Source organism: Nitrosospira sp. TNL300 (assembly GCF_055385915.1).
The window spans coordinates 263644-281139 of the sequence record NZ_AP041005.1; the positions used below are offsets into that span (position 1 = coordinate 263644).

General features: G+C 55.2%; 22 protein-coding genes. 11 read left to right on the forward strand and 11 right to left on the reverse strand.

Annotated elements, in window-relative coordinates; genetic code table 11:
- Positions 1 to 57: 57 nt before the first annotated feature.
- Together ACZ5BW_RS01215 and ACZ5BW_RS01220 are read right to left on the reverse strand one after the other, a co-directional pair.
- A complete protein-coding gene (locus ACZ5BW_RS01215) occupies positions 58 to 597 on the reverse strand; it encodes a transposase (protein WP_464541730.1) in 540 nt (179 codons plus the stop codon).
- Positions 548 to 1513: a transposase gene (locus ACZ5BW_RS01220; RefSeq protein WP_464541732.1), complete on the reverse strand. Its 966-nt coding sequence runs from the start codon at positions 1511 to 1513 to the stop codon at positions 548 to 550. Before ACZ5BW_RS01220 ends, ACZ5BW_RS01215 begins: the two co-directional genes overlap by 50 nt.
- An 88-nt stretch (positions 1514 to 1601) precedes the next feature.
- Between ACZ5BW_RS01220 and ACZ5BW_RS01225 the strand changes: the two genes are divergently transcribed.
- A complete protein-coding gene (locus tag ACZ5BW_RS01225) occupies positions 1602 to 2036 on the forward strand; it encodes a GFA family protein (protein ID WP_464541734.1) in 435 nt (144 codons plus the stop codon).
- Between the two features lie 72 nt (positions 2037 to 2108).
- Here ACZ5BW_RS01225 and ACZ5BW_RS01230 read toward each other — a convergent pair whose 3' ends face one another.
- From ACZ5BW_RS01230 to ACZ5BW_RS01250, 5 genes are all read right to left on the reverse strand, one after another.
- Entirely contained in the window at positions 2109 to 3560 is a 1452-nt protein-coding gene (locus ACZ5BW_RS01230) for a putative sulfate exporter family transporter (protein WP_464541736.1), read from the reverse strand.
- A 36-nt stretch (positions 3561 to 3596) separates the two neighbouring features.
- A complete protein-coding gene (locus ACZ5BW_RS01235; RefSeq protein WP_464541738.1) occupies positions 3597 to 3875 on the reverse strand; it encodes a DUF5395 domain-containing protein in 279 nt (92 codons plus the stop codon).
- Positions 3876 to 3880: 5 nt separating this feature from the next.
- Positions 3881 to 4072 (reverse strand): hypothetical protein, encoded by a 192-nt coding sequence (locus tag ACZ5BW_RS01240; protein WP_074705913.1) that lies wholly within the window; start codon positions 4070 to 4072, stop codon positions 3881 to 3883.
- Between the two features lie 738 nt (positions 4073 to 4810).
- Entirely contained in the window at positions 4811 to 5251 is a 441-nt protein-coding gene (locus tag ACZ5BW_RS01245) for a YjjA family protein (RefSeq protein ID WP_464541740.1), read from the reverse strand.
- A 147-nt stretch (positions 5252 to 5398) separates the two neighbouring features.
- Positions 5399 to 5656 carry a hypothetical protein gene (locus ACZ5BW_RS01250; protein WP_464541742.1) on the reverse strand — a complete coding sequence of 86 codons (258 nt, stop codon included), beginning with the start codon at positions 5654 to 5656 and terminating at the stop codon, positions 5399 to 5401.
- Positions 5657 to 5687: 31 nt separating this feature from the next.
- Here ACZ5BW_RS01250 and ACZ5BW_RS01255 point away from each other — a divergent pair, with 31 nt between their 5' ends.
- The 3 genes from ACZ5BW_RS01255 to ACZ5BW_RS01265 all read left to right on the forward strand — a co-directional run bounded on the left by ACZ5BW_RS01255 (position 5688) and on the right by ACZ5BW_RS01265 (position 6901).
- Entirely contained in the window at positions 5688 to 6026 is a 339-nt protein-coding gene (locus ACZ5BW_RS01255) for a hypothetical protein (RefSeq protein WP_464541744.1), read from the forward strand.
- Positions 6004 to 6354 (forward strand): filamentous haemagglutinin family protein, encoded by a 351-nt coding sequence (locus tag ACZ5BW_RS01260; protein ID WP_464574178.1) that lies wholly within the window; start codon positions 6004 to 6006, stop codon positions 6352 to 6354. Before ACZ5BW_RS01255 ends, ACZ5BW_RS01260 begins: the two co-directional genes overlap by 23 nt.
- Positions 6355 to 6664: 310 nt before the next feature.
- On the forward strand, positions 6665 to 6901 hold the full coding sequence (locus tag ACZ5BW_RS01265; RefSeq protein ID WP_464541748.1) for a DUF3562 domain-containing protein: 237 nt from the start codon (positions 6665 to 6667) through the stop codon (positions 6899 to 6901).
- A gap of 241 nt (positions 6902 to 7142) precedes the next feature.
- Here ACZ5BW_RS01265 and ACZ5BW_RS01270 read toward each other — a convergent pair whose 3' ends face one another.
- Positions 7143 to 7835 carry a PEP-CTERM sorting domain-containing protein gene (locus tag ACZ5BW_RS01270; protein ID WP_464541750.1) on the reverse strand — a complete coding sequence of 231 codons (693 nt, stop codon included), beginning with the start codon at positions 7833 to 7835 and terminating at the stop codon, positions 7143 to 7145.
- Positions 7836 to 8237: 402 nt separating this feature from the next.
- On the opposite strand from ACZ5BW_RS01270, the gene ACZ5BW_RS01275 reads away from it, so the two are divergent.
- Positions 8238 to 8687, forward strand: a complete 450-nt coding sequence (locus tag ACZ5BW_RS01275) for a hypothetical protein (RefSeq protein ID WP_464543757.1) — start codon at positions 8238 to 8240, stop codon at positions 8685 to 8687.
- A 299-nt stretch (positions 8688 to 8986) separates the two neighbouring features.
- Positions 8987 to 9127, forward strand: coding sequence for a zinc ribbon domain-containing protein (locus ACZ5BW_RS01280; protein WP_464541752.1), 141 nt, complete (start codon positions 8987 to 8989; stop codon positions 9125 to 9127).
- Positions 9128 to 9338: 211 nt separating this feature from the next.
- Here ACZ5BW_RS01280 and ACZ5BW_RS01285 read toward each other — a convergent pair whose 3' ends face one another.
- The 3 genes from ACZ5BW_RS01285 to ACZ5BW_RS01295 all read right to left on the reverse strand — a co-directional run bounded on the left by ACZ5BW_RS01285 (position 9339) and on the right by ACZ5BW_RS01295 (position 12165).
- Positions 9339 to 9542 (reverse strand): hypothetical protein, encoded by a 204-nt coding sequence (locus ACZ5BW_RS01285; RefSeq protein ID WP_464541754.1) that lies wholly within the window; start codon positions 9540 to 9542, stop codon positions 9339 to 9341.
- Positions 9543 to 9805: 263 nt separating this feature from the next.
- Positions 9806 to 11899: a PhoX family protein gene (locus tag ACZ5BW_RS01290; RefSeq protein ID WP_464541756.1), complete on the reverse strand. Its 2094-nt coding sequence runs from the start codon at positions 11897 to 11899 to the stop codon at positions 9806 to 9808.
- A complete protein-coding gene (locus ACZ5BW_RS01295; protein WP_464541758.1) occupies positions 11896 to 12165 on the reverse strand; it encodes a hypothetical protein in 270 nt (89 codons plus the stop codon). The genes ACZ5BW_RS01290 and ACZ5BW_RS01295 overlap by 4 nt, the downstream gene beginning before the upstream one ends.
- Before the next feature lie 376 nt (positions 12166 to 12541).
- On the opposite strand from ACZ5BW_RS01295, the gene ACZ5BW_RS01300 reads away from it, so the two are divergent.
- The 5 genes from ACZ5BW_RS01300 (at position 12542) to ACZ5BW_RS01320 (ending at position 17228) form a co-directional block, all read left to right on the forward strand.
- Positions 12542 to 12952, forward strand: coding sequence for a DUF2341 domain-containing protein (locus ACZ5BW_RS01300; RefSeq protein ID WP_464541760.1), 411 nt, complete (start codon positions 12542 to 12544; stop codon positions 12950 to 12952).
- 221 nt (positions 12953 to 13173) lie between these two features.
- A complete protein-coding gene (locus ACZ5BW_RS01305; RefSeq protein ID WP_464541762.1) occupies positions 13174 to 13743 on the forward strand; it encodes an anthranilate synthase component II in 570 nt (189 codons plus the stop codon).
- Positions 13744 to 13815: 72 nt separating this feature from the next.
- The gene (gene trpD / locus ACZ5BW_RS01310) at positions 13816 to 14868 is read left to right on the forward strand and encodes an anthranilate phosphoribosyltransferase (RefSeq protein ID WP_464541764.1); all 1053 of its coding nucleotides are present in this window, start codon (positions 13816 to 13818) and stop codon (positions 14866 to 14868) included.
- Between the two features lie 2 nt (positions 14869 to 14870).
- On the forward strand, positions 14871 to 15704 hold the full coding sequence (trpC, locus tag ACZ5BW_RS01315) for an indole-3-glycerol phosphate synthase TrpC (protein ID WP_464541766.1): 834 nt from the start codon (positions 14871 to 14873) through the stop codon (positions 15702 to 15704).
- Between the two features lie 246 nt (positions 15705 to 15950).
- On the forward strand, positions 15951 to 17228 hold the full coding sequence (locus ACZ5BW_RS01320) for a porin (RefSeq protein ID WP_464541768.1): 1278 nt from the start codon (positions 15951 to 15953) through the stop codon (positions 17226 to 17228).
- Positions 17229 to 17496 lie beyond the last annotated feature (268 nt).

Below are 17496 nucleotides of genomic sequence, written 5' to 3' on the forward strand. Positions count from 1 at the left end.
GCGCTGGAGGTGGCCCATACTGGCGATGACCTGCTTGAGGTGATCACAGACGAGGTTCTAGACGGTCGTCGGATTCAACTGCTCTGCAGCATGAGTCCTCCATCCTTGAAGCAAGGCGGAGACACGCATCAGGGCTACCCGGGCCTTGTCGAAATCGGCATGCAGCCCGGTCAGGGTGATGGTCGTCTGCCCGGCGTGTTCTGTGCGGCGTCCCACCGAAGACATCAGCCACGGACGACTGGTGATCGCTTCACACCTGGCCTTGGGATTTGTCAGCCGCACGAAGAGGCTCCACCAGTTATAGACCAGCGCCACCATCCGGGCGGCAAGCTGGCAGCGGTGCAGATCGTGCGTGGTGAAGCCGCCCCAGCCCCATTGGTTCTTCAACTCGTCAAAGGCATTCTCGGCATCCGCCCGGTCTCGGTAGAGCTGGCCCAGACTGAGAATCTCATAGTCCGTGTTGGTCACCAGCACCGCATACTCATAGCCGGTGATCTGCCGGCCAGCCTTGCGGTCGGCTTCGACAAAGCCCAGCCACTGCTGGCCGTCATCTTCCCCAGCGATCATGATCTCGCCCTTGAGCGCGCGGCGCAGCACGACAACCCGCCGTTTCGTTTCCCAACCGGTGAGCGCAAGCTGACCGTCCTTTGCCCTCCCAACCCTGGCCGGCATCCGTCCAGCCTGCCTGATGAAAAAGACTGCCGATGTGACGCTTGACATTCTTCGAGAGCTTGAGCTTGAAGAGGTAGGATTGCTCACGTTCCTCCAGCGCGCTCATCAGCGAGTCGTTGCCAAAGGCGTTGTCGCCGCGCACCAGCTTCGGCTTGCGGCCCGGTGGCAGATCATCAAGGATCTTCAGCAGTCCTGGCTGGGTGTGCTTCGCTGCATGCTCGTTGCCGGCACGCACTTCGACACCCAGCACCTGACGCAGGCCCGCCATGAGGTAAGTATGGTAGCTATGCGAAGGGAGACCAGGTTTCTTCGGGTTGTAGGAAACAACCGCCCCTTCCTGCTCGCCGTAGAGCGGTTTGATGGTGGTGTCGGTATCCAGAATCCAGGCAGCATCCAGCAGCGGGGCGACGCTGACAGCAAGATGCTCATCCAGCCAGGTGCATCCCGCCGCTTCCGGGATGCGCTTTATGGCATTGCGCAGGGCATCTTCCGAGATTACCTTGTTCATGCCCAAAGGCCCGGGGTTGACCCCATCGCACCGAATAGCAGTGACGTGGGCATAGCGCTTGTGACCAGAGAGCATCGAGAGCATCCAGGTACCCAACACATCGGCTTTGCCCGGCGCATTGGGACTGGCGTAGGACAGTGGGCAACTCTCCTGCCAGCGTGACCACAGCCCGGTGAGTGTGAGAAATTCAATGAAGTAGGCCAGTTGTCCTATCGGCGTGGCCGCACTCCCGGATTCCCAGCGCACCTGCACTCGTCCCGCCATCGTCTGCACCCCCGCACAAGACAATAGCATTTCTTCGCGCTTCGCCAGCTTCAATTTCGATTCACCCATCAGCGAAAGCGTTTTGCATGACTGCAGTAAGGGAATAATCGACAAATTGAGATTATCATGTGACTGCTACAGCACATGGATTGTTACGATGAACAACGAAAAAACCTACAAAGGCAGTTGTTTTTGTGGCGCGGTTCAGCTTACCGTCAGCGGCAAGCCGGAAGCGATGGGTTATTGCCACTGCGAATCGTGTCGCCATTGGTCGGCCTCGCCTGTCAACGCCTTCACCTTATGGAAACCGGAAGCGGTGCAGGTCATATCAGGAGCGGAAAACATCGGCACCTACAACAAGACGCCGCGCAGCTATCGCAAATGGTGCAAAACCTGCGGCGGTCATCTCTTCACCGAGCATCCGGGCATGGGACTTACGGATGTGTACGCAGCAGCCATTCCTGATTTTCCATACCGTCCTGGCATTCATGTCAACTATCAGGAAACGGTACTGCGCATCAAGGACGGGTTGCCGAAGATGAAGGACCTTCCAAAGGAAATGGGTGGCTCCGGTATCAGCGTAGAGGAATAGTATACAAAGCTCCTGGCTTCATCCCGGCTGGCTATTCAAAAATTGGAGCCGGACGAAGTTTCCTCATCGTCGTCATAGAACCGGCGGCACCATTCCCCGATGAAATATCCACGCTACCCCATAAGCAATCGGTGCAATGATCCCGAACAGGGCAATTGCATACAGTAGCGCCAATCTACCCATCCCCTTGAGCTTGCTGAAATCGGTGATGGTGCCGATGCTGAGGAAGGTCAGCATGAACATCATGGTACGCATGGAACCTTCCACCGGCGTGGCAGCCGTATGCAAGGTCTTGGCAATTTCCGGTCCGCTGGAAGCAAGCGCGATATACGAAAACCACACGATCAGGTAGCCCAGCACGAATTTGGGAAACCGATGCCAGATTTCCGAAAGCCCAATCTTGGATTGCCCCGGCCGGCGCTCCACCTTGTATACCCATACCAGCGCCAGCAGAAACGCCCAGACGCCGATGAACACATCGATCCAGATTTTGGTAGTGAGCGAGGCCATCAGGATCCAGCCTTCCTTCCACACTATGCCATTAGCCTGAGCATTCGCCCGCATCAGTTCATCGAGTATCGCCCCGGCAGCTGCATCGGCACCATCGGTTTTCACCGTCAGCCCTAGGGCAGACCCGTTGACGATGGGCTGGCCGGGAACTACGGCAGCATAAAACCCTGGGAGGATGATGAGCTCGAACATGGCAAAAATCACGACCAGTATCGAGACGACGACGGGAATGACGGGACGGGCGCGGATCGCGCCGGCGGTGGCAATTGCCGCCGAGACGCCGCAAATGGAAATGCCGGAAGAGAGTACGGCCGAGGCCTCGCGCGACAGCTTGAACCCTTTGCGGGCGAGCGCATAGACGATAGGCCAGAACAGCATGTAGGCGACAAAGGTGGCGGCAATACCCGTCAAGACCAGTTCCTGGACAAAGCCCGCCGCCTCCATGGACATAACGCCGATCTTGATGCCGAGAAACACGATGGCGGTCTTGATGAACCATTCCGGTTTCGCGGCTTCACTCAGGAAAGCAGCTGTTCCCTTGAAGAAATTTCCGATAATCAGTCCGATCACGAGGGCGAGCAGGTAGGAGAAACCGCCGCCAAGGGACAATCCCCAGGACAGGTCATGCTTGGCGAACTCATGAACCGGCACCTTGAAATGGGCTTCCTGCCCGATGATCCAGACAATCCAGGTCAGCATAAAAAGCACGGTCCATGCGGCGAAGAATCGCTTTACATCGAGTTTCATCGCCCATGCGGCAATGCAGGTCAACGTGGTGAATACCAGATAGGTGACCAGCAACGACATTGCGGGATGCAGCGCTACCTTGCCGCTGGGTTTCAATGCCGTTTCAATCGAGAATTTTCCCCAAACCCAGGTGCTGGTTTTCGCCATCCAGCCAGTGAGATCCCATCCCCAGAGGGAACTCACGCTTGCAAGAAACATGATCAGCCCCAGCCACACAGCCCACCAGTCTTCCGTGCTTGCCATCCCGGAATACCACTTTCTGTTCATTTCGCTTATTCCCCTTGTTTGCCCTTGATTCCCTTGTTATTGCGCTTTCTGCGTGGGTGATTTCAGATCCAACCGGATGTAGCGATTGAAATAGTGATAGGCGTATTGCCGTATCCAGGCTGGAATGCAGGTGTAATCAAAAGCCATGAAGACCATGACCTGATTATTCTGCTGGAATAGTTGCCGATCCAGCAGGCATCTCGTCACATCCTGGTCCAGCTCGAGCAACGTGTTTCCGCGTGCTTCGAAGGCGGGGTGATGTGCGATCCATCTGCTGCCGTCATGTGTCAATCGAACTTCGAGATCAGCTTGCATCCGTCTTATTTGGGGAGCAGGAACAAGTCGACCAGCACGCCCAGGATGACAAGCCCGGCAATACCGATACCTATGCTCCACAAGCACAGTTGGGTTTCCCAGCTTTCCCAGGGCTCAGGTTCGCCGAGAATGGATTCGCTGGATAAAAGCGTGCCGACATTTTCAAGAGACTGCTCTTCATTCTTTATATGATCCATTGTCATTCCTCAAATAAAAATGGGTCGCCTCTGATTGATGCGAATGAGATAGCGGTAGCAGTGCAGAGGGCTAAGTTAGTAACTCATTGACGTTGGTTGCCTTCGTGCGTCCTGGAGGTGCTTTCCATCGGACTATATTTTCATGAAAATTTCTTACAAGTTGGTTCGCCAATGATTTTATGTCATAAGTCGGATAGGAGCTAGAACTGTCTTGAAGGTCAGGGACTGGGACGATAAGCCGAGACACTTTGCCTTACCCGGTCGGGGATTTACTACTAACCGGAAAACTGAAAAGTAATGCAAATTTTGCTGGCACAAGTGTGCAGCGGTTTGGTATGTTGAATCGAATAGTGAAATCTAGCGAAATATATATTTACAATCACTCTGGACGGAACAGATAAGCGACGCGAGACGGTGTTCCGGCGCGATTTTCATTCATGGAAGTGGGGTCAGAAATTCCGCACTGTACTCCACAATTCGGGTCGCAGGACCGAATACAGGAGCAAGAACATGAACAAGAGAACGAGACGAAATCTCTCAGGGAGAGCGGACTCAGGTACCCGGACTGTGCCGCAAGCAAGGGATGAGCGATACCCCGTTTTGCTGTCGATCATCTGGCAGTCTTGGTCGCCTTGCAGCCTGCTGGCGGTAACTTCCGCCAGCAGGTGCTGGTGGGCAAACTAGAGAGTGAAGCGGCGAGAGCCTTTATGGGAGACTGAAACCATCCGGATCAGATTTTCAAAGCATGGACTTGCCCTGTTCAAGGATCGTCTCGCACACCTTTTTCACTGCGGAAGCCTTCATGCCGGCCATGCTCAAATCCACGTTCTGACCAGCACTGCCGCTCACGATACCCTGCGCGCCGTTGATATAGTCGGGATTATTTTGGGCTGATTGATCTCCGCCGCCGGTAATCTTTCCCATCAACTGATCCCTGACCGAAGAAGCGTTGTCGCCACCCAGATAGTTGTTTTTCATGCAGTATTCAATGATTCCTGCAGCATTGCCCGTGCTCCCGGACGTTATGGATGACAGTCCCAATGACGAGGCTGCGCCGCCGAGACCGCTTCCCGTGATGTCTTTCAACTGATCGAAACCCTGGGCTGCAAGGGCGCCCGAAAATACGGCGAATCCAATGCCGCAACTCAATAACAAGGGATGACGTCTGAAAATATTCATGGACTTTTCTCCGGATTATTTGAACCAAATATTCCAACTTGCAATGTAGCATATGATTTATAGCAAATCCTGTGAAAAATGTTTTTGCAAATATTCCGTCCTGGGTGATCCCAACAAAGTTTCACAAGATTGAGGCTTAATTGAGGCCTAATGAAAATCCCTGCTTTCCACTACGAGATTGCCGAGCAGGTGGCTATGATCAACCAGCCATTTGGCGATGAGGTGTTTGACGCCACTTTCGGACTGCCATACGCCGTACACTGTCAGAAGCTTTGAGTTCAAGGCTTCGCGGCGGTGCTTCAGGATGATCTGGTTCCATAGCACTACGTTCGTTATCCCGGCTTCGTCTTCCAGCATGACGAACATGACGCCGCTGGCGGTACCAGGGCGTTGTCGCCAGGTCACGATGCCGGTGGTCCGGACCAGCCGCCCGGTAATGCATACAGGACGTCGCTCAACTTCAACATCAGTTCGGGAAGCTACAAACCGGCTCTGCTTTCCCTCCTGCCACCCCCAACCGGCGCGTGTTTACGCGGTAGCCGGGGGTGTCAAGGGCAATCCTTTCGAGCTCTCCAAGGCGCTCTGGGTGAGGGCCGGGCAGGACGTGCGCGATGTAGGCATCCTGGCGCAGCATGCCAGCCCTTCCGACGTCAGCCGTGTGACAGCGGGCCGGGCGGGATATCGCTTTTGCCGCAGGAAACGACCGCGCGGGCCTGGCAAAAATCTGAGTCGGGGGTTTGGGGTGGCTGGAGGTGACAGCGGGACGCAATATTGATCTTGCTACATCCGCGGGGATCGTCAGCCGGGGAAACCTCTACAATGCTGAATTACCGGCAGGCGACATCGATCTGATCGCCCCCAGGGGAACGGTGAACGCGGGAGATGCTGGCATTCGCCCCAATAACCTCAATATTGCGGCACAGGTCGTGCTGGGTGCGGATAATATCGCGGTGGCAGGCACTTCCACAGGTACTCCGGTAGCCGATGCTAGCGCAGTCACGGCTACCACCTCCGGCGCTACCCAGCAGGGGACGACGTTTCCAAGGCAACCGCTGCCTTATCGCAAAATCTGTCGGAAGCAGCGCGAACATCCGATGAGATGAAGAAACTCAAGCCTGCCTTTATCTCGACCGAGGTGATCAGGCATGGGGAATAATGGGCAGCCTCCTCGACAGCTTGCTTGATCAGAACATCGGAAAATTTGTAGTTATTGCTCAAATGCTTTTGAGGGGGAAGAGGTTTGTGCCCCCCTGCACTTTTCTCTCGGTTTCTGGCGGCAGAAATCGTCTTTCATTCTTTTAGCATGAGCTTGCAGCTGTAATTACACGGGTCTATAAAGAACTCAGGATTTCCTCAATAGGCTGTGCGAAAGCTCATTTGAACATCCTGGCTTTAGGGTAACCATGGAGCCTGATGATGAAAGAAGATTTCATAGCCACTACTGAACGCTTGCCCTTGGCATCCGAGGATCTTTACGCTATTGATCAGCTGGCGCAGAAAACAGGGCATCCTGCGGAAAAAGTAAAAAGAATTTATGTCGCTGTGCTTGCACGCCTGCGTTCAGGGGCTCGAATCCAGAACTTCCTGACCTTGCTTACAAGCAAGAGAGTGCATGACATATTGCGCGAGACAGAGAAATTCCGAACGTGAGATTCTCAACACTGGTGTTTCTCAACTTATGGTAAAAGTATAGAAGGAAGCCGGGTTTAAGAACGGGCGACTGCGTGTCCCCTTTAACGGTGGCCACAGGTTACTGTCTGGTTCAAGTGGTGGAATTCAGCGGCAGCAATCAGTCCCATGAATCAGCCCCATGCGATATCCGCAGACCAGCCAGTTTCTTTCAAAATACAAACCCGCCTGCGCGGGTTTGTGGCGTACAAAAAACGGGAAGTTACTTTTTGCGTTTACGCATCCAGGCAAGAGAGGCCATCCCCAGGCCCAGCAGTGCTAGCGTTGCTGGTTCCGGAACTGTTCCCGGGTCCTCCTGCGGAGGGACAGCTTCACTGCCAACATACTTCAAGGAACCTCCTCCTGTTCCCTGGATATGAACCATCGCGAGCGAGGCAGGTTTGTCATTGCCATTAGCAGTGACCGAGGTAGTAAAATCGCTTACCAGGACAGCAGATACCCCGTCTGCTGCGCTGACGGTCCACGTGCTGTATTCGCCATCGGTAAACCGGAGCGCTGAATTATTGTTGCTGGTGGGATAGTCCAGGTCCAGGTAAAAATCGTAACCTGCGTCTTTCCCCGAAGGATCTATTCCGAAATCAGCGGCCGCTACCAGTTGCGTACCGCCGAAATTTACGAATGAGCTGCTCGTAAGCAGAGGCGAGCCATCATAGGAGAACAAAAGGCCGGCAATAAACGCGTTATTCGCGATTGTCCCGAGGTTCCCTATAGAATTCTCGAATCTGAAGTCCACGTTGTTCCCGTTCTGAGTCAGTGTCAGCGTGGCAACCGTGACATTGCTGCCGCCGGAACTGCCGGTGAGATACGTGTTTATGTCTATGACGAGTGCGGAAGCCGCTAACGGAGCTGTCATCAATACAGCGCCAGTGAGCGCGCCTGTGATAAGTCTATTCATGTTTCCCTCTTTTTTACTTATTTCCATGTTGTAGTTTCCACCGCACAAGTGTAGTGGGCATCAGATATGTAAGCATAAATCATGCCATCAAATAACTTTCGGATTTATATGTAATAATTTCCGAGATGAGCATCTGATGTAAGGGCGGCCGACACAGGCGGTCGCTGACACTATTTATAAGCAGAGCCATTAAGCCTTGAAACGCCTCCAAGCCTTCAAATACGAGTTGATGCCAACCGGCGATCAGCAGCACCAGATGCGCCGCTTCGCGGGGTCGTGCCGGTTTGTGTTCAACAAGGCTTTGGCGCTGCAAAAAGAGCGCTTTGAGCAGGGGGAGAAGAAGCTCGGCTACGCCGGGCTGTGCAAGCTGCTCACCGTATGGCGCAATGGCACTGAGACGCCGTGGTTGAAGGATGCGCCCGTGCATTCGCTGCAAAGTCGCTCAAGGATCTGGAGCGTGCCTACAGCAACTTTGCCAGGCGTGCGGACTTCCCGCGCTTCAAGAAGAAAGGCCAAAGCGAGGGCTTTCGTTATCCCGACCCGAAACAGATCAAACTCGACCAGGCCAACAATCGCCTCTTCCTGCCCAAGCTGGGCTGGTTGCGTTACTACAACAGCCGCAAGGTGTCGGGTACGGTGAAGAACGTCACTGTCAGCCTGTCATGCGGCAAGTGGCTTGTATCCATCCAGACCGAGCGTGAAGTGGAAAAGCCCATACCGAAGTCCAACAGTGCCATTGGCATCGATATGGGTGTGATCCGGTTCGCCACCTCTCGGATGGCAGTCACCTTGCGCCGCTCAACAGTTTCAGGCGGCACGAAAAGGCATTGCGCAAGGCGCAACAGGTCATAAGCCGTAAACAGAAGTTCAGCAACAACTGGAGACGGGCGAAAGCATCCATTCCCGTATCGGCAACGCCCGCCGCGACTACCTGCACAAGGCCACGACAGCTCAGCCAAAACCATGCGATGGTGTGCATCGAGGACTTGCAGGTTCGCAATATGAGCAAGTCTGCCAAAAGCAATCGAGAATCCGGGTAGAAACGTTCGGGCCAAGTCTGGCCTGAACAACTCCATCCTCGATCAAGGCTGGTTCGAGTTTCGCCGCCAGCTGGACTACAAGCTGGGTGGAACGGTGGCCACCTCATCGCCGTGCCGCCGCAGAACACGAGCCGTACCTGCCCGTGCTGTGGGCATGTATCAAAGGACAATCGGCAGACGCAGGCGCGATTCCTGTGCGTCGAATGCGGTTCGAGGGAAACGCCGATGTTGTCGGCGCGATCAACATTTTAAGGGCGGGACACGCCCGGTTCGCCTGTGAAGTGAGCGATGCGGCAAGATCGCCAGCAGCAGGAACCCACCGAAGCGTCTCAGGGGTGGCTCAATGCCACGTCTTAGCGCCGCAGGAATCCCCCGACTTCAGGCGGGGGAGGATGTCAATCTGAATGTCTTGAAAGTCGCCCGGAAACTCCACCGGGTTGACAGGCGATTTGGAAAGCGGAGATCAGGTGGCAGTGCGCATTTCGCGGAGCCTGCGGCGGGGAAGTTTGCGGGTTTCGTCGTGATAAGCCGCAAAGATAGTGTGCATGTCCAATTCCGACCTGGATTTTCCGGCAGAACGAAGCTTTTTGTTAATACCTTTTTCCAGCCAGTGATCAAACTCATCCTGGGTGTAACCGTACAGATCAATATATCTTCGTTTTTTCATATTCAGTATTTCTTTCGAGATGGAAAACATGTCAACCAGAGAGGACTGTGGTTTCAGAAAAGGAATCTCCGATAAAGCCTTCGGACCGCTTGTACGTGGAGAGGCATTTTGACAATCCTCAGGTAAAAGATATGTTCGATACCGCACTTTCGCCGAGGGGGTCAAGCAAATGATTCTTCATGGACGAAGGGCGGCATCGATCAGCTTACAAGCGCTCCGCTCCGCAATGCTGCAGATGCCGCTGGTCACGGACGTGCGGCAACTCAGGTGCCAATCACGCCGCCATCATCTTTAGTGATGACCACCACAGCGGAGCGTGGCTTGGAAGGTGAACCGCTGGCCGTAGTGGGGCCGTTTTGACCGCTGTCGGGCCAGGTCGAGTTCTGGGTAAAATGTGTTTCCCAATCCTCCCCGGGGTGCTGGATGCCGACGAACAGGGTTTTGCTGTCCGGGGAGCTTGTAACCCCGGTAACCTCGCAGTACTTCGGCGCAGTGAGGAACCTGCGCGTCTCGCCCGTGGAAGGATCAGCGCACAGCATGACATTTCCCCCGATATTGGCCCAGTCGCCGTTGGCATCGCCTGCCTGATCGGTCTGTATCCACAGGCGGCCATCCTGATCGAACCAGAGGCCGTCCGGAGCGCCGTAATCGTCGCCGTTAATATTGCCTCGATGATGCGGCTGCGGGTCCAGCTTGTCACCGCATTCAACGAAAATGCCCCATTCGAAATCCAGAGCGTCGACCTTGCCCATGTTTTCGCGCCAACGGATGATGTGACCGTAACGGTTGTCCAGCCTGGGGTTCGCAGCATCTACGGGAGGACGCGCACTGCCGGCGGGCGTACTTCCGTTGATGCTGTTGCCGGACGGCGGGTTGCTTCCACGGCGGTTGTTGTTGGTAAGCGTCATATAGACTTCACGCGAGGCGGGGTGCGCTGCTATCCATTCCGGACGATCCATCATCGTGGCGCCTGCGCGATCCGCCGCCTGGCGCGCCTTGATCAATACTTCGGCCTGATCGGCAAAACCATTTTCCGGCGTCAGTCCATTCTGGTTCCAGATCAGTGGCAGCCACTTCCCGCCGCCATCCGCATTGAACCTTGCCACGAAAAGCGTGCCGGAATCCAATAGATCGCGGTTGGCCGCGCGGTTGCGGGGATTATATTTGTTGGTGCAGACAAACTTGTAAAGATATTCGTTGCGCTCATCATCCCCCATATATATCACAACCGTATTATCTGAATCCACGACGCAACTGGCGTTTTCGTGCTTGAAACGTCCCAGCGCGGTGCGCTTCATCGGCGTGCTTCTTGGATCCCACGGGTCGATTTCCACGACCCAGCCGAAGCGATGCGGTTCATTCGGGTTAAGGTCGGCGCAGAAACGCGCATCCACTTCGTGCCAGCGGTAACCGGACCCGCCCTTGCCGATACCATAACGCGCTTGCCCGGCTAGAATCTGACGCTTCTGCTCTGGATCGTTTACGCCTGCCACATCTCCGGTCTCATTGGAGAAATAGCCGTTCCAGTTTTCCTCACACGTGAGATAAGTGCCCCAGGGGGTATGGCCGTTGGCGCAGTTGTTGAGAGTGCCCAGGACTTTCATGCCGCTGGGGTCGGCGGCTGTTTTTATCAGATCATGTCCGGCGGCGGGTCCGCTCAGCTTGCAGAGAGAGTTGCCGGTAATGCGGCGGTTGAAGGCGGAAGTACGCTTGACTTCCCACATGCCATTCTTTTTCCATACCTCGACCACGCTGATGCCGTGCGCGGCCTGCTGCGCGCGCACCATCTCGAGAGTGATCGAGGCGGTCGTATAGCTGGATGCGGGAGTGATATTATTGACCAGGGGAGGATCGACATACTCGTGGTTCGTCACCAGCAGACCGCGGATATTGGCGACGCCGGGTGATCCGGATGATCCCATGGGAGGGAAGGGAAACAGATGCATCCCATCGATATGGGCCCCGAAGGTGTGCAACTGTATCGTCTCGGTCATTGCGCTCCCCGGATTCCAGTGCGGCGCCTGGGTGAGGGAGTCACCCCAGGCGACCAGTACGCGCGCGGTATAGCCGGCGGGAACGGTAACGGCCTCATCCGCGGGTGAAAGATATAGGTTGGCAGGCACTGAATCGAAACCGATGCCGTTCACAGGCGCCGGTGCTGCGTAAGCAAACTGCACCAGACCATCGAGCAGGGAGCCACCGAATGCGGCAGCCGTAAGGCCCAGCGAGCGTTGGAGGAAGGCCCGGCGGGAAAGCCTGCCGGCTTCGATCAGATCATGCAGGGATGCATTGCTGGATTCGTTGCTGCTGGTGCGATCGGGATTGTTTTTCCTGTCGGGATGGAGGACGCTACTCATCGGTAATAAAAGCTGTTATCGCCGTCAGCCAGTATTCCGGAGCGCTCCAGACTCCAGGTGATGAGGTCCAGTCCTGCGGCCCTGGCCTGCGTGGCGTAGCTGGACGGGATGATATTGCCGCTGGAATTATCAGGAGAGGCGTTATGGAAGCGGGTACTTTCCGTGCCGCCATTTTTTTCGCTGGCCAGGGCAGGCGCAATAACCAGTAAGACAAGGAAGAAAAATAAGATTGTCAGCACAGAATGGAAGGATGTTCGGCGGATCATGTCATTTCTCCTTTGTTCCGGGGGATGGACTCAGCCGCGGGATGAGTTGCGCAAACGTTAGCCGCCTTCCTTTTCATTTTGATGAGAGATTTGTTAAACCTGGATCATGACCTCCACATTCTTTTCCCACATGCAGTCACATGGCAGTCACATGATCCGTTCGGCTCGGTTCATTACCAATGCCTGTAATCAGATGCATAGATAATTCCCCCCTGTTTATTGGGGTTAATTTGCATGCGTTTCCTGCCGTTTCTGCTCGCCTTTGTGGTGTTGACATGGTCTTTTTCCAGTTAATGCGTGGTGGAATGAGGACTGGACAAGCCGCAAGAGAATCACGCTGACAGGCCCATCAGGCGAGGTAGCGGACGTACCCGTATTGATCCGCCTGCATACAGGCAACTTCGACTTTTTCTCGGCAAGCGATAATGGCGGTGATGTACGCCTGGTCGCGGGAGATGACAAGACCGAGATCAAGTTCCATTTTGAAAAATGGGATGTCGCAAACGAGCTGGCGCTCATCTGGGTGAAAGTACCCAGACTCTCGGTCCAAACCGAAATTTTCCTTTATTACGGTAATGAAAATGCAACATCGGCAGCCGATCCCAAGGGGACGTACGATGCCAGCAGCGCGATCTATCATTTTGCCGAATCGCCTGTATATATAGATGGCAAGGCAGCTGGCGAAGCCCGGGATACGGGATTGCCTGCGGACAGCGTAACGCTGGGTAGAAGATTCAAGGGTGAGATGGACGAAGCGCAGGTATCGGGGCTTGTGCGGGCAGCCTAATGGATTGCGGTTCAGGCCGCGCTGGGACCAGACGGCAAGCTGGTTGTGATGGGCGAAGAGGAGACCATCGAATTCTGTTGGCCTTGCCCCTCGGATTTGGAGAAGAGATAATACAGGTTTCTTCGCTATCCTGTTGTATCCCTCAGCTTCAGCGTAAAATAAGATATAGGCGGGCGGGCGTATGTCTTTCAGGGCGGACTTCATCGGGTGGGTTTCTTACTATGCTGTTGATGATCGATAATTACGATTCCTTCACTTATAACCTGGTCCAGTATTTTGGCGAACTGGGCGAGGAAGTGAAAGTGTTTCGCAATGATGAAATCACGCCTCAGGATGTTGCACAGTTAAAGCCTGAGCGCATCGTGATTTCGCCTGGCCCATGCACGCCGAGCAAGGCTGGAATATCCATGCCCCTGATCGAGCGCTACAATGAGCAGATTCCTCTGCTGGGTGTCTGTCTCGGTCATCAGAGCATAGGGCAGGCCTTCGGCGGCAAAATTGTCCATGCGATGCAACCCATGCACGGCAAGACCTCGCTTATCTTTCATGACGGGGCAGGAGTGTTTCGCGGTTTGCCCAATCCGTTCACCGCAATCCGTTACCACTCTCTTGTCATTGAACGGGAAACCCTGCCCGACTGCCTGGAAATCACCGCCTGGACCGAAGATGGAGAAATCATGGGGGTGCGTCACAAGACCTTGCCCATCGAAGGCGTGCAGTTTCACCCGGAATCCATTCTGACCGAGCATGGACACACATTGCTCGGGAATTTCCTGAACAGTGAAAACTGAATGAGGTGGCATGAATCCCAGTCAGAGGGCTGAAAGGGTTGATGGGGCAGTATCATTCAGCAGCAGGCCACTGTGAATCCACAGGAAGCACTGACGCGCCTCATCGAGCACCGTGAAATCTTTCATGATGAAATGCTGTCGCTCATGCGACAGATCATGCGCGGGGAGCTGTCCCCCACGCTGATTTCAGCGATTATCACCGGGTTGCGTGTGAAGAAGGAAACCGTGGGCGAGATCGCTGCTGCGGCACAGGTAATGCGCGAATTTGCCACCCGCGTGGAAGTGCAGGATGACCGCCGCCTCGTCGATACATGCGGAACAGGAGGGGATAGTGCGCATACTTTCAACATTTCCACCACCGCCGCTTTCGTCGCCGCGGCTGCCGGCGCACGGGTGGCGAAACATGGCGGACGCTCTGTTTCCAGCAAATCGGGAAGTGCCGATGTGCTCGAAGCGCTGGGCGTCAACCTCGACCAGGCACCGGCTCAAGTAGCGGAGAACATAAGTGAAATCGGTCTCGGTTTCATGTTCGCGCCCAATTTTCACAGTGCCATGAAACATGCCGCCCCCGTACGACGCGAGCTGGGGGTCCGCACCCTGTTTAATATCCTCGGGCCGCTGACTAATCCCGCTGGAGCAAAAAATCAACTGCTGGGCGTATTTCATCCCGATCTCGTAGGTATCATCACCCGCGTTTTGCATCGTCTGGGGAGCCGTCACGTCATGGTGGTTCATGGCACCAGCACCCAGGGCGGGCTGGATGAGATCACGATAGCTGGCGAGACGCTGGTAGGCGAACTCAGGCACGGAGAGGTCCTCGAATATACCGTCAGGCCGGAAGATTTCGGCATGAAAACGGCTGCCATTGAAACGATACAAGCGCATGGCACCGCTCAGTCTGCGGAGATGCTGAGAGCGGTATTGAATAATCAGCCTGGGCCGCCGCAGGATATCGTATTGCTGAATGCAGGTGCGACGATTTATGTGGCAGGTGTCGCAGAGTCGCTCGCGCAAGGTGTAAAAAAAGCGCATGCCGTTATAGAAAGCGGTGCTGCGAGGGAAAAATTGCAGGAGCTGGTGGAATTCTCAAACCGGCAGAACCGCGGTGAGATTTCTCTTGTTTGATCATGGCTAATATTCTTCAGGAGATTCTGGCGACAAAGCGACAGGAGATTGCGGCATTGAAAGCGCGAGGTTCTCTTGCTGTGCTTCTTCGCCAGGCGGAGGCGTTACCGCCGCCGAGGGATTTCGTTGGCGCGCTTCGCAAGAAGCTTGCCCTGGGATTGCCGGCCGTCATTGCGGAAATAAAGAAGGCCAGTCCCAGCAAGGGTGTGTTGCGCGAGCAGTTCGACCCCGCGGCTATCGCCGTGAGCTATGCCCAGCATGGCGCGGCCTGCCTGTCGGTTCTGACAGACCAGCAATATTTCCGTGGCAGCGCGGAATATCTGAAGCAGGCCAGAAGCGCCTGCGATCTGCCGGCCCTGCGCAAGGATTTTATGCTGGATGAATATCAGGTGGCCGAGGCGCGGCTCATGGGTGCGGATTGCATCCTCATCATTGTCGCCGCCTTCCAAGATCCTTTCATTTCAGTCGGGAGCCACCGGCAGGAGGAAGAGGCAGTAGTGGAAATGCGCAAGCTGGAATCGCTGGCTCATGCGCTCGGGATGGCCGTTCTGGTCGAGGTTCATGATGGTGCGGAACTGGAACTCGCGCTGGAACTGGTGTCTCCCCTGATCGGTATCAATAACCGCAACCTGCATACGTTTGAAACCCGCCTGGATACGACCCTGCATCTGCTCGACCGCATTTCGGCAGACCGCATGACCATCACCGAAAGCGGGGTACTCACACCTGACGATGTTGCACTGATGCGCGGGCACGGAGTAGACATCTTCCTCGTAGGCGAAGCCTTCATGCGTGCTCCTGATCCTGGGGCTGAGCTGGCGAGATTGTTCGGGTAGAGCAATCTATCAATCGTCCGGGTTGCATCTGACCCACATAGGTTCCGCCTGCTTTTGTTGCAAAAAAGCAACACATATTCTTATCCAGTTCCCAAACTCTCTTTATTTCCTTGCTAGGCGTTGTTACGTTAGGCACAATCTCTCAACCCTCTCATTTTAGGGAGGTCCAGGCAGCGGGAATAAACTCCCACCGAAATAGGGTCGGTGCGAGGCCCCACCGTTTCAACTTTAAAGGAGATTTTCCACATGAAAAAGAAACTGATTGCGCTGGCCGTCGCCGGTGCACTCGCGGCCCCGGTGGTTGCATCCGCTCAGGGGACAAACGTTACGCTTTTTGGTCGGGCACAAGCCGAATACAGCCTCGTTGATTTTGCCAGTCAGCCCAGCCAGGGGGCACTCCAGGACAATTCCCGCTCTTCCCGCTGGGGTTTGCAGGTTACAGAAGATCTGGGTAATGGCCTGAAAGCAAATGCCCGCCTCGAATTCGGACTTAACACCGGCTCCGGTTCTGCCACCACACCTCGCGAGCAGTGGGTCGGCCTCTCCCACAGTCACTGGGGCGATGTCAGGTTTGGCCGTCTCCAGTCCCCCTTCAAGGACTTCGCCGGGGGTATGACAATCGATCCTTTCGCCTACACAACCCTGCAAGCCAATGGCGCCGGCGGTACCATGACCGGTTCGGCTAATGGTATGGGTTCTGGGGCGAATACTTTCGTCAACAGCGCCATTCGTTATGACTCCGCAAGCATCGAAGGATTCACCTTCTCGGGTCTCTTGATGCCCGGTGATGCCAATACTCTCAATCCCCTCCAGAACGGAAGCCTCATTTCCGGCTTCCTTCCCGGCGGCCTGGGCAGCAATGGCAATACTGGCGGCCGCAACGGCGAATTCGATGGACAGGCGGCAGCCAAGTACCACGCGGATTTCATGGGCATGGGCCTCGATATCTTCGGCGGCTATTCGCGGGATAATGCCAACGGCATCCAGAAAAGCATCGGTCTCAGATCCGAAGAGATATGGCGCGTGGGCGCTTCCTGGGCTTGGGAAAATTTCAAGCTGAGCGGCCAGTATGAAAACGTCAACAATGCGCTTGGGGCCGCCACATGTAGCACCGCCGCCTCCCTGACGGCGAATCCGCTCGATTCCGGACAGGTTTCCGGTCAATGCAACTCCGCCATGAACTGGGGCGGAGACGGCAATCTCTGGTTTGCCAGCGCCCAATACAGATGGGGCAACACCACACTGGTGGCGCAGGGCGGTATGACCAAGGCCCATGCTGGCGGCGTCAATAGCGCGGCTGCACGCAAGGCGGACAGCTTTACCGTCGGTGCGATTCACAACCTGAGCAAGCGTACCAGCGTGTTCGGTGGTTATCAGCATGTATATGTAACCAATCCGAATGCCGCCGCGGTAAATGATCTGATTACCGCTCCCGGTGCAACGGTGAACTACACCGCACCCGGTTATGCACCTCCCGGCGCCAACCGGAGCACCTTCACGATCGGTCTTCGCCACAATTTCTGATTGTTGTTCAACGGAAAAAGGGGCGCTTCGGCGCCCTTTTTTTCCACCTTCGATTAAATGCCAACTGCATTGAACCGCGACTTCTGACGAGCCCGATTGACCAACCGCTGAGCAGCCTTGTTGGGGTTGCGGCCTCTTTCCGCTCAGGAAAAGTGGCCGTAAATTATGGTTCTCTATGCAGTTTAACCCTGGATGAGTTGTGAGTTTAGTTTGGGAAACATACGTGTTAACATGCTTACAGGATAAAACGTTACAGCAATCCGACCAG

Coding starts and splice junctions, on each gene's coding strand:
- ACZ5BW_RS01285 (WP_464541754.1), bottom strand. CDS start 9,542: ATGAAAAAACGAAGATATATTGATCTGTACGGTTACACCCAGGATGAG.
- ACZ5BW_RS01270 (WP_464541750.1), bottom strand. CDS start 7,835: ATGAATAGACTTATCACAGGCGCGCTCACTGGCGCTGTATTGATGACA.
- ACZ5BW_RS01305 (WP_464541762.1), top strand. CDS start 13,174: ATGCTGTTGATGATCGATAATTACGATTCCTTCACTTATAACCTGGTC.
- ACZ5BW_RS01240 (WP_074705913.1), bottom strand. CDS start 4,072: ATGGATCATATAAAGAATGAAGAGCAGTCTCTTGAAAATGTCGGCACG.
- ACZ5BW_RS01265 (WP_464541748.1), top strand. CDS start 6,665: ATGATGAAAGAAGATTTCATAGCCACTACTGAACGCTTGCCCTTGGCA.
- ACZ5BW_RS01230 (WP_464541736.1), bottom strand. CDS start 3,560: ATGAACAGAAAGTGGTATTCCGGGATGGCAAGCACGGAAGACTGGTGG.
- ACZ5BW_RS01255 (WP_464541744.1), top strand. CDS start 5,688: ATGCATACAGGACGTCGCTCAACTTCAACATCAGTTCGGGAAGCTACA.
- ACZ5BW_RS01235 (WP_464541738.1), bottom strand. CDS start 3,875: ATGCAAGCTGATCTCGAAGTTCGATTGACACATGACGGCAGCAGATGG.
- ACZ5BW_RS01225 (WP_464541734.1), top strand. CDS start 1,602: ATGAACAACGAAAAAACCTACAAAGGCAGTTGTTTTTGTGGCGCGGTT.
- trpC (WP_464541766.1), top strand. CDS start 14,871: ATGGCTAATATTCTTCAGGAGATTCTGGCGACAAAGCGACAGGAGATT.
- ACZ5BW_RS01220 (WP_464541732.1), bottom strand. CDS start 1,513: ATGGGTGAATCGAAATTGAAGCTGGCGAAGCGCGAAGAAATGCTATTG.
- ACZ5BW_RS01320 (WP_464541768.1), top strand. CDS start 15,951: ATGAAAAAGAAACTGATTGCGCTGGCCGTCGCCGGTGCACTCGCGGCC.
- ACZ5BW_RS01295 (WP_464541758.1), bottom strand. CDS start 12,165: ATGATCCGCCGAACATCCTTCCATTCTGTGCTGACAATCTTATTTTTC.
- ACZ5BW_RS01245 (WP_464541740.1), bottom strand. CDS start 5,251: ATGAATATTTTCAGACGTCATCCCTTGTTATTGAGTTGCGGCATTGGA.
- ACZ5BW_RS01290 (WP_464541756.1), bottom strand. CDS start 11,899: ATGAGTAGCGTCCTCCATCCCGACAGGAAAAACAATCCCGATCGCACC.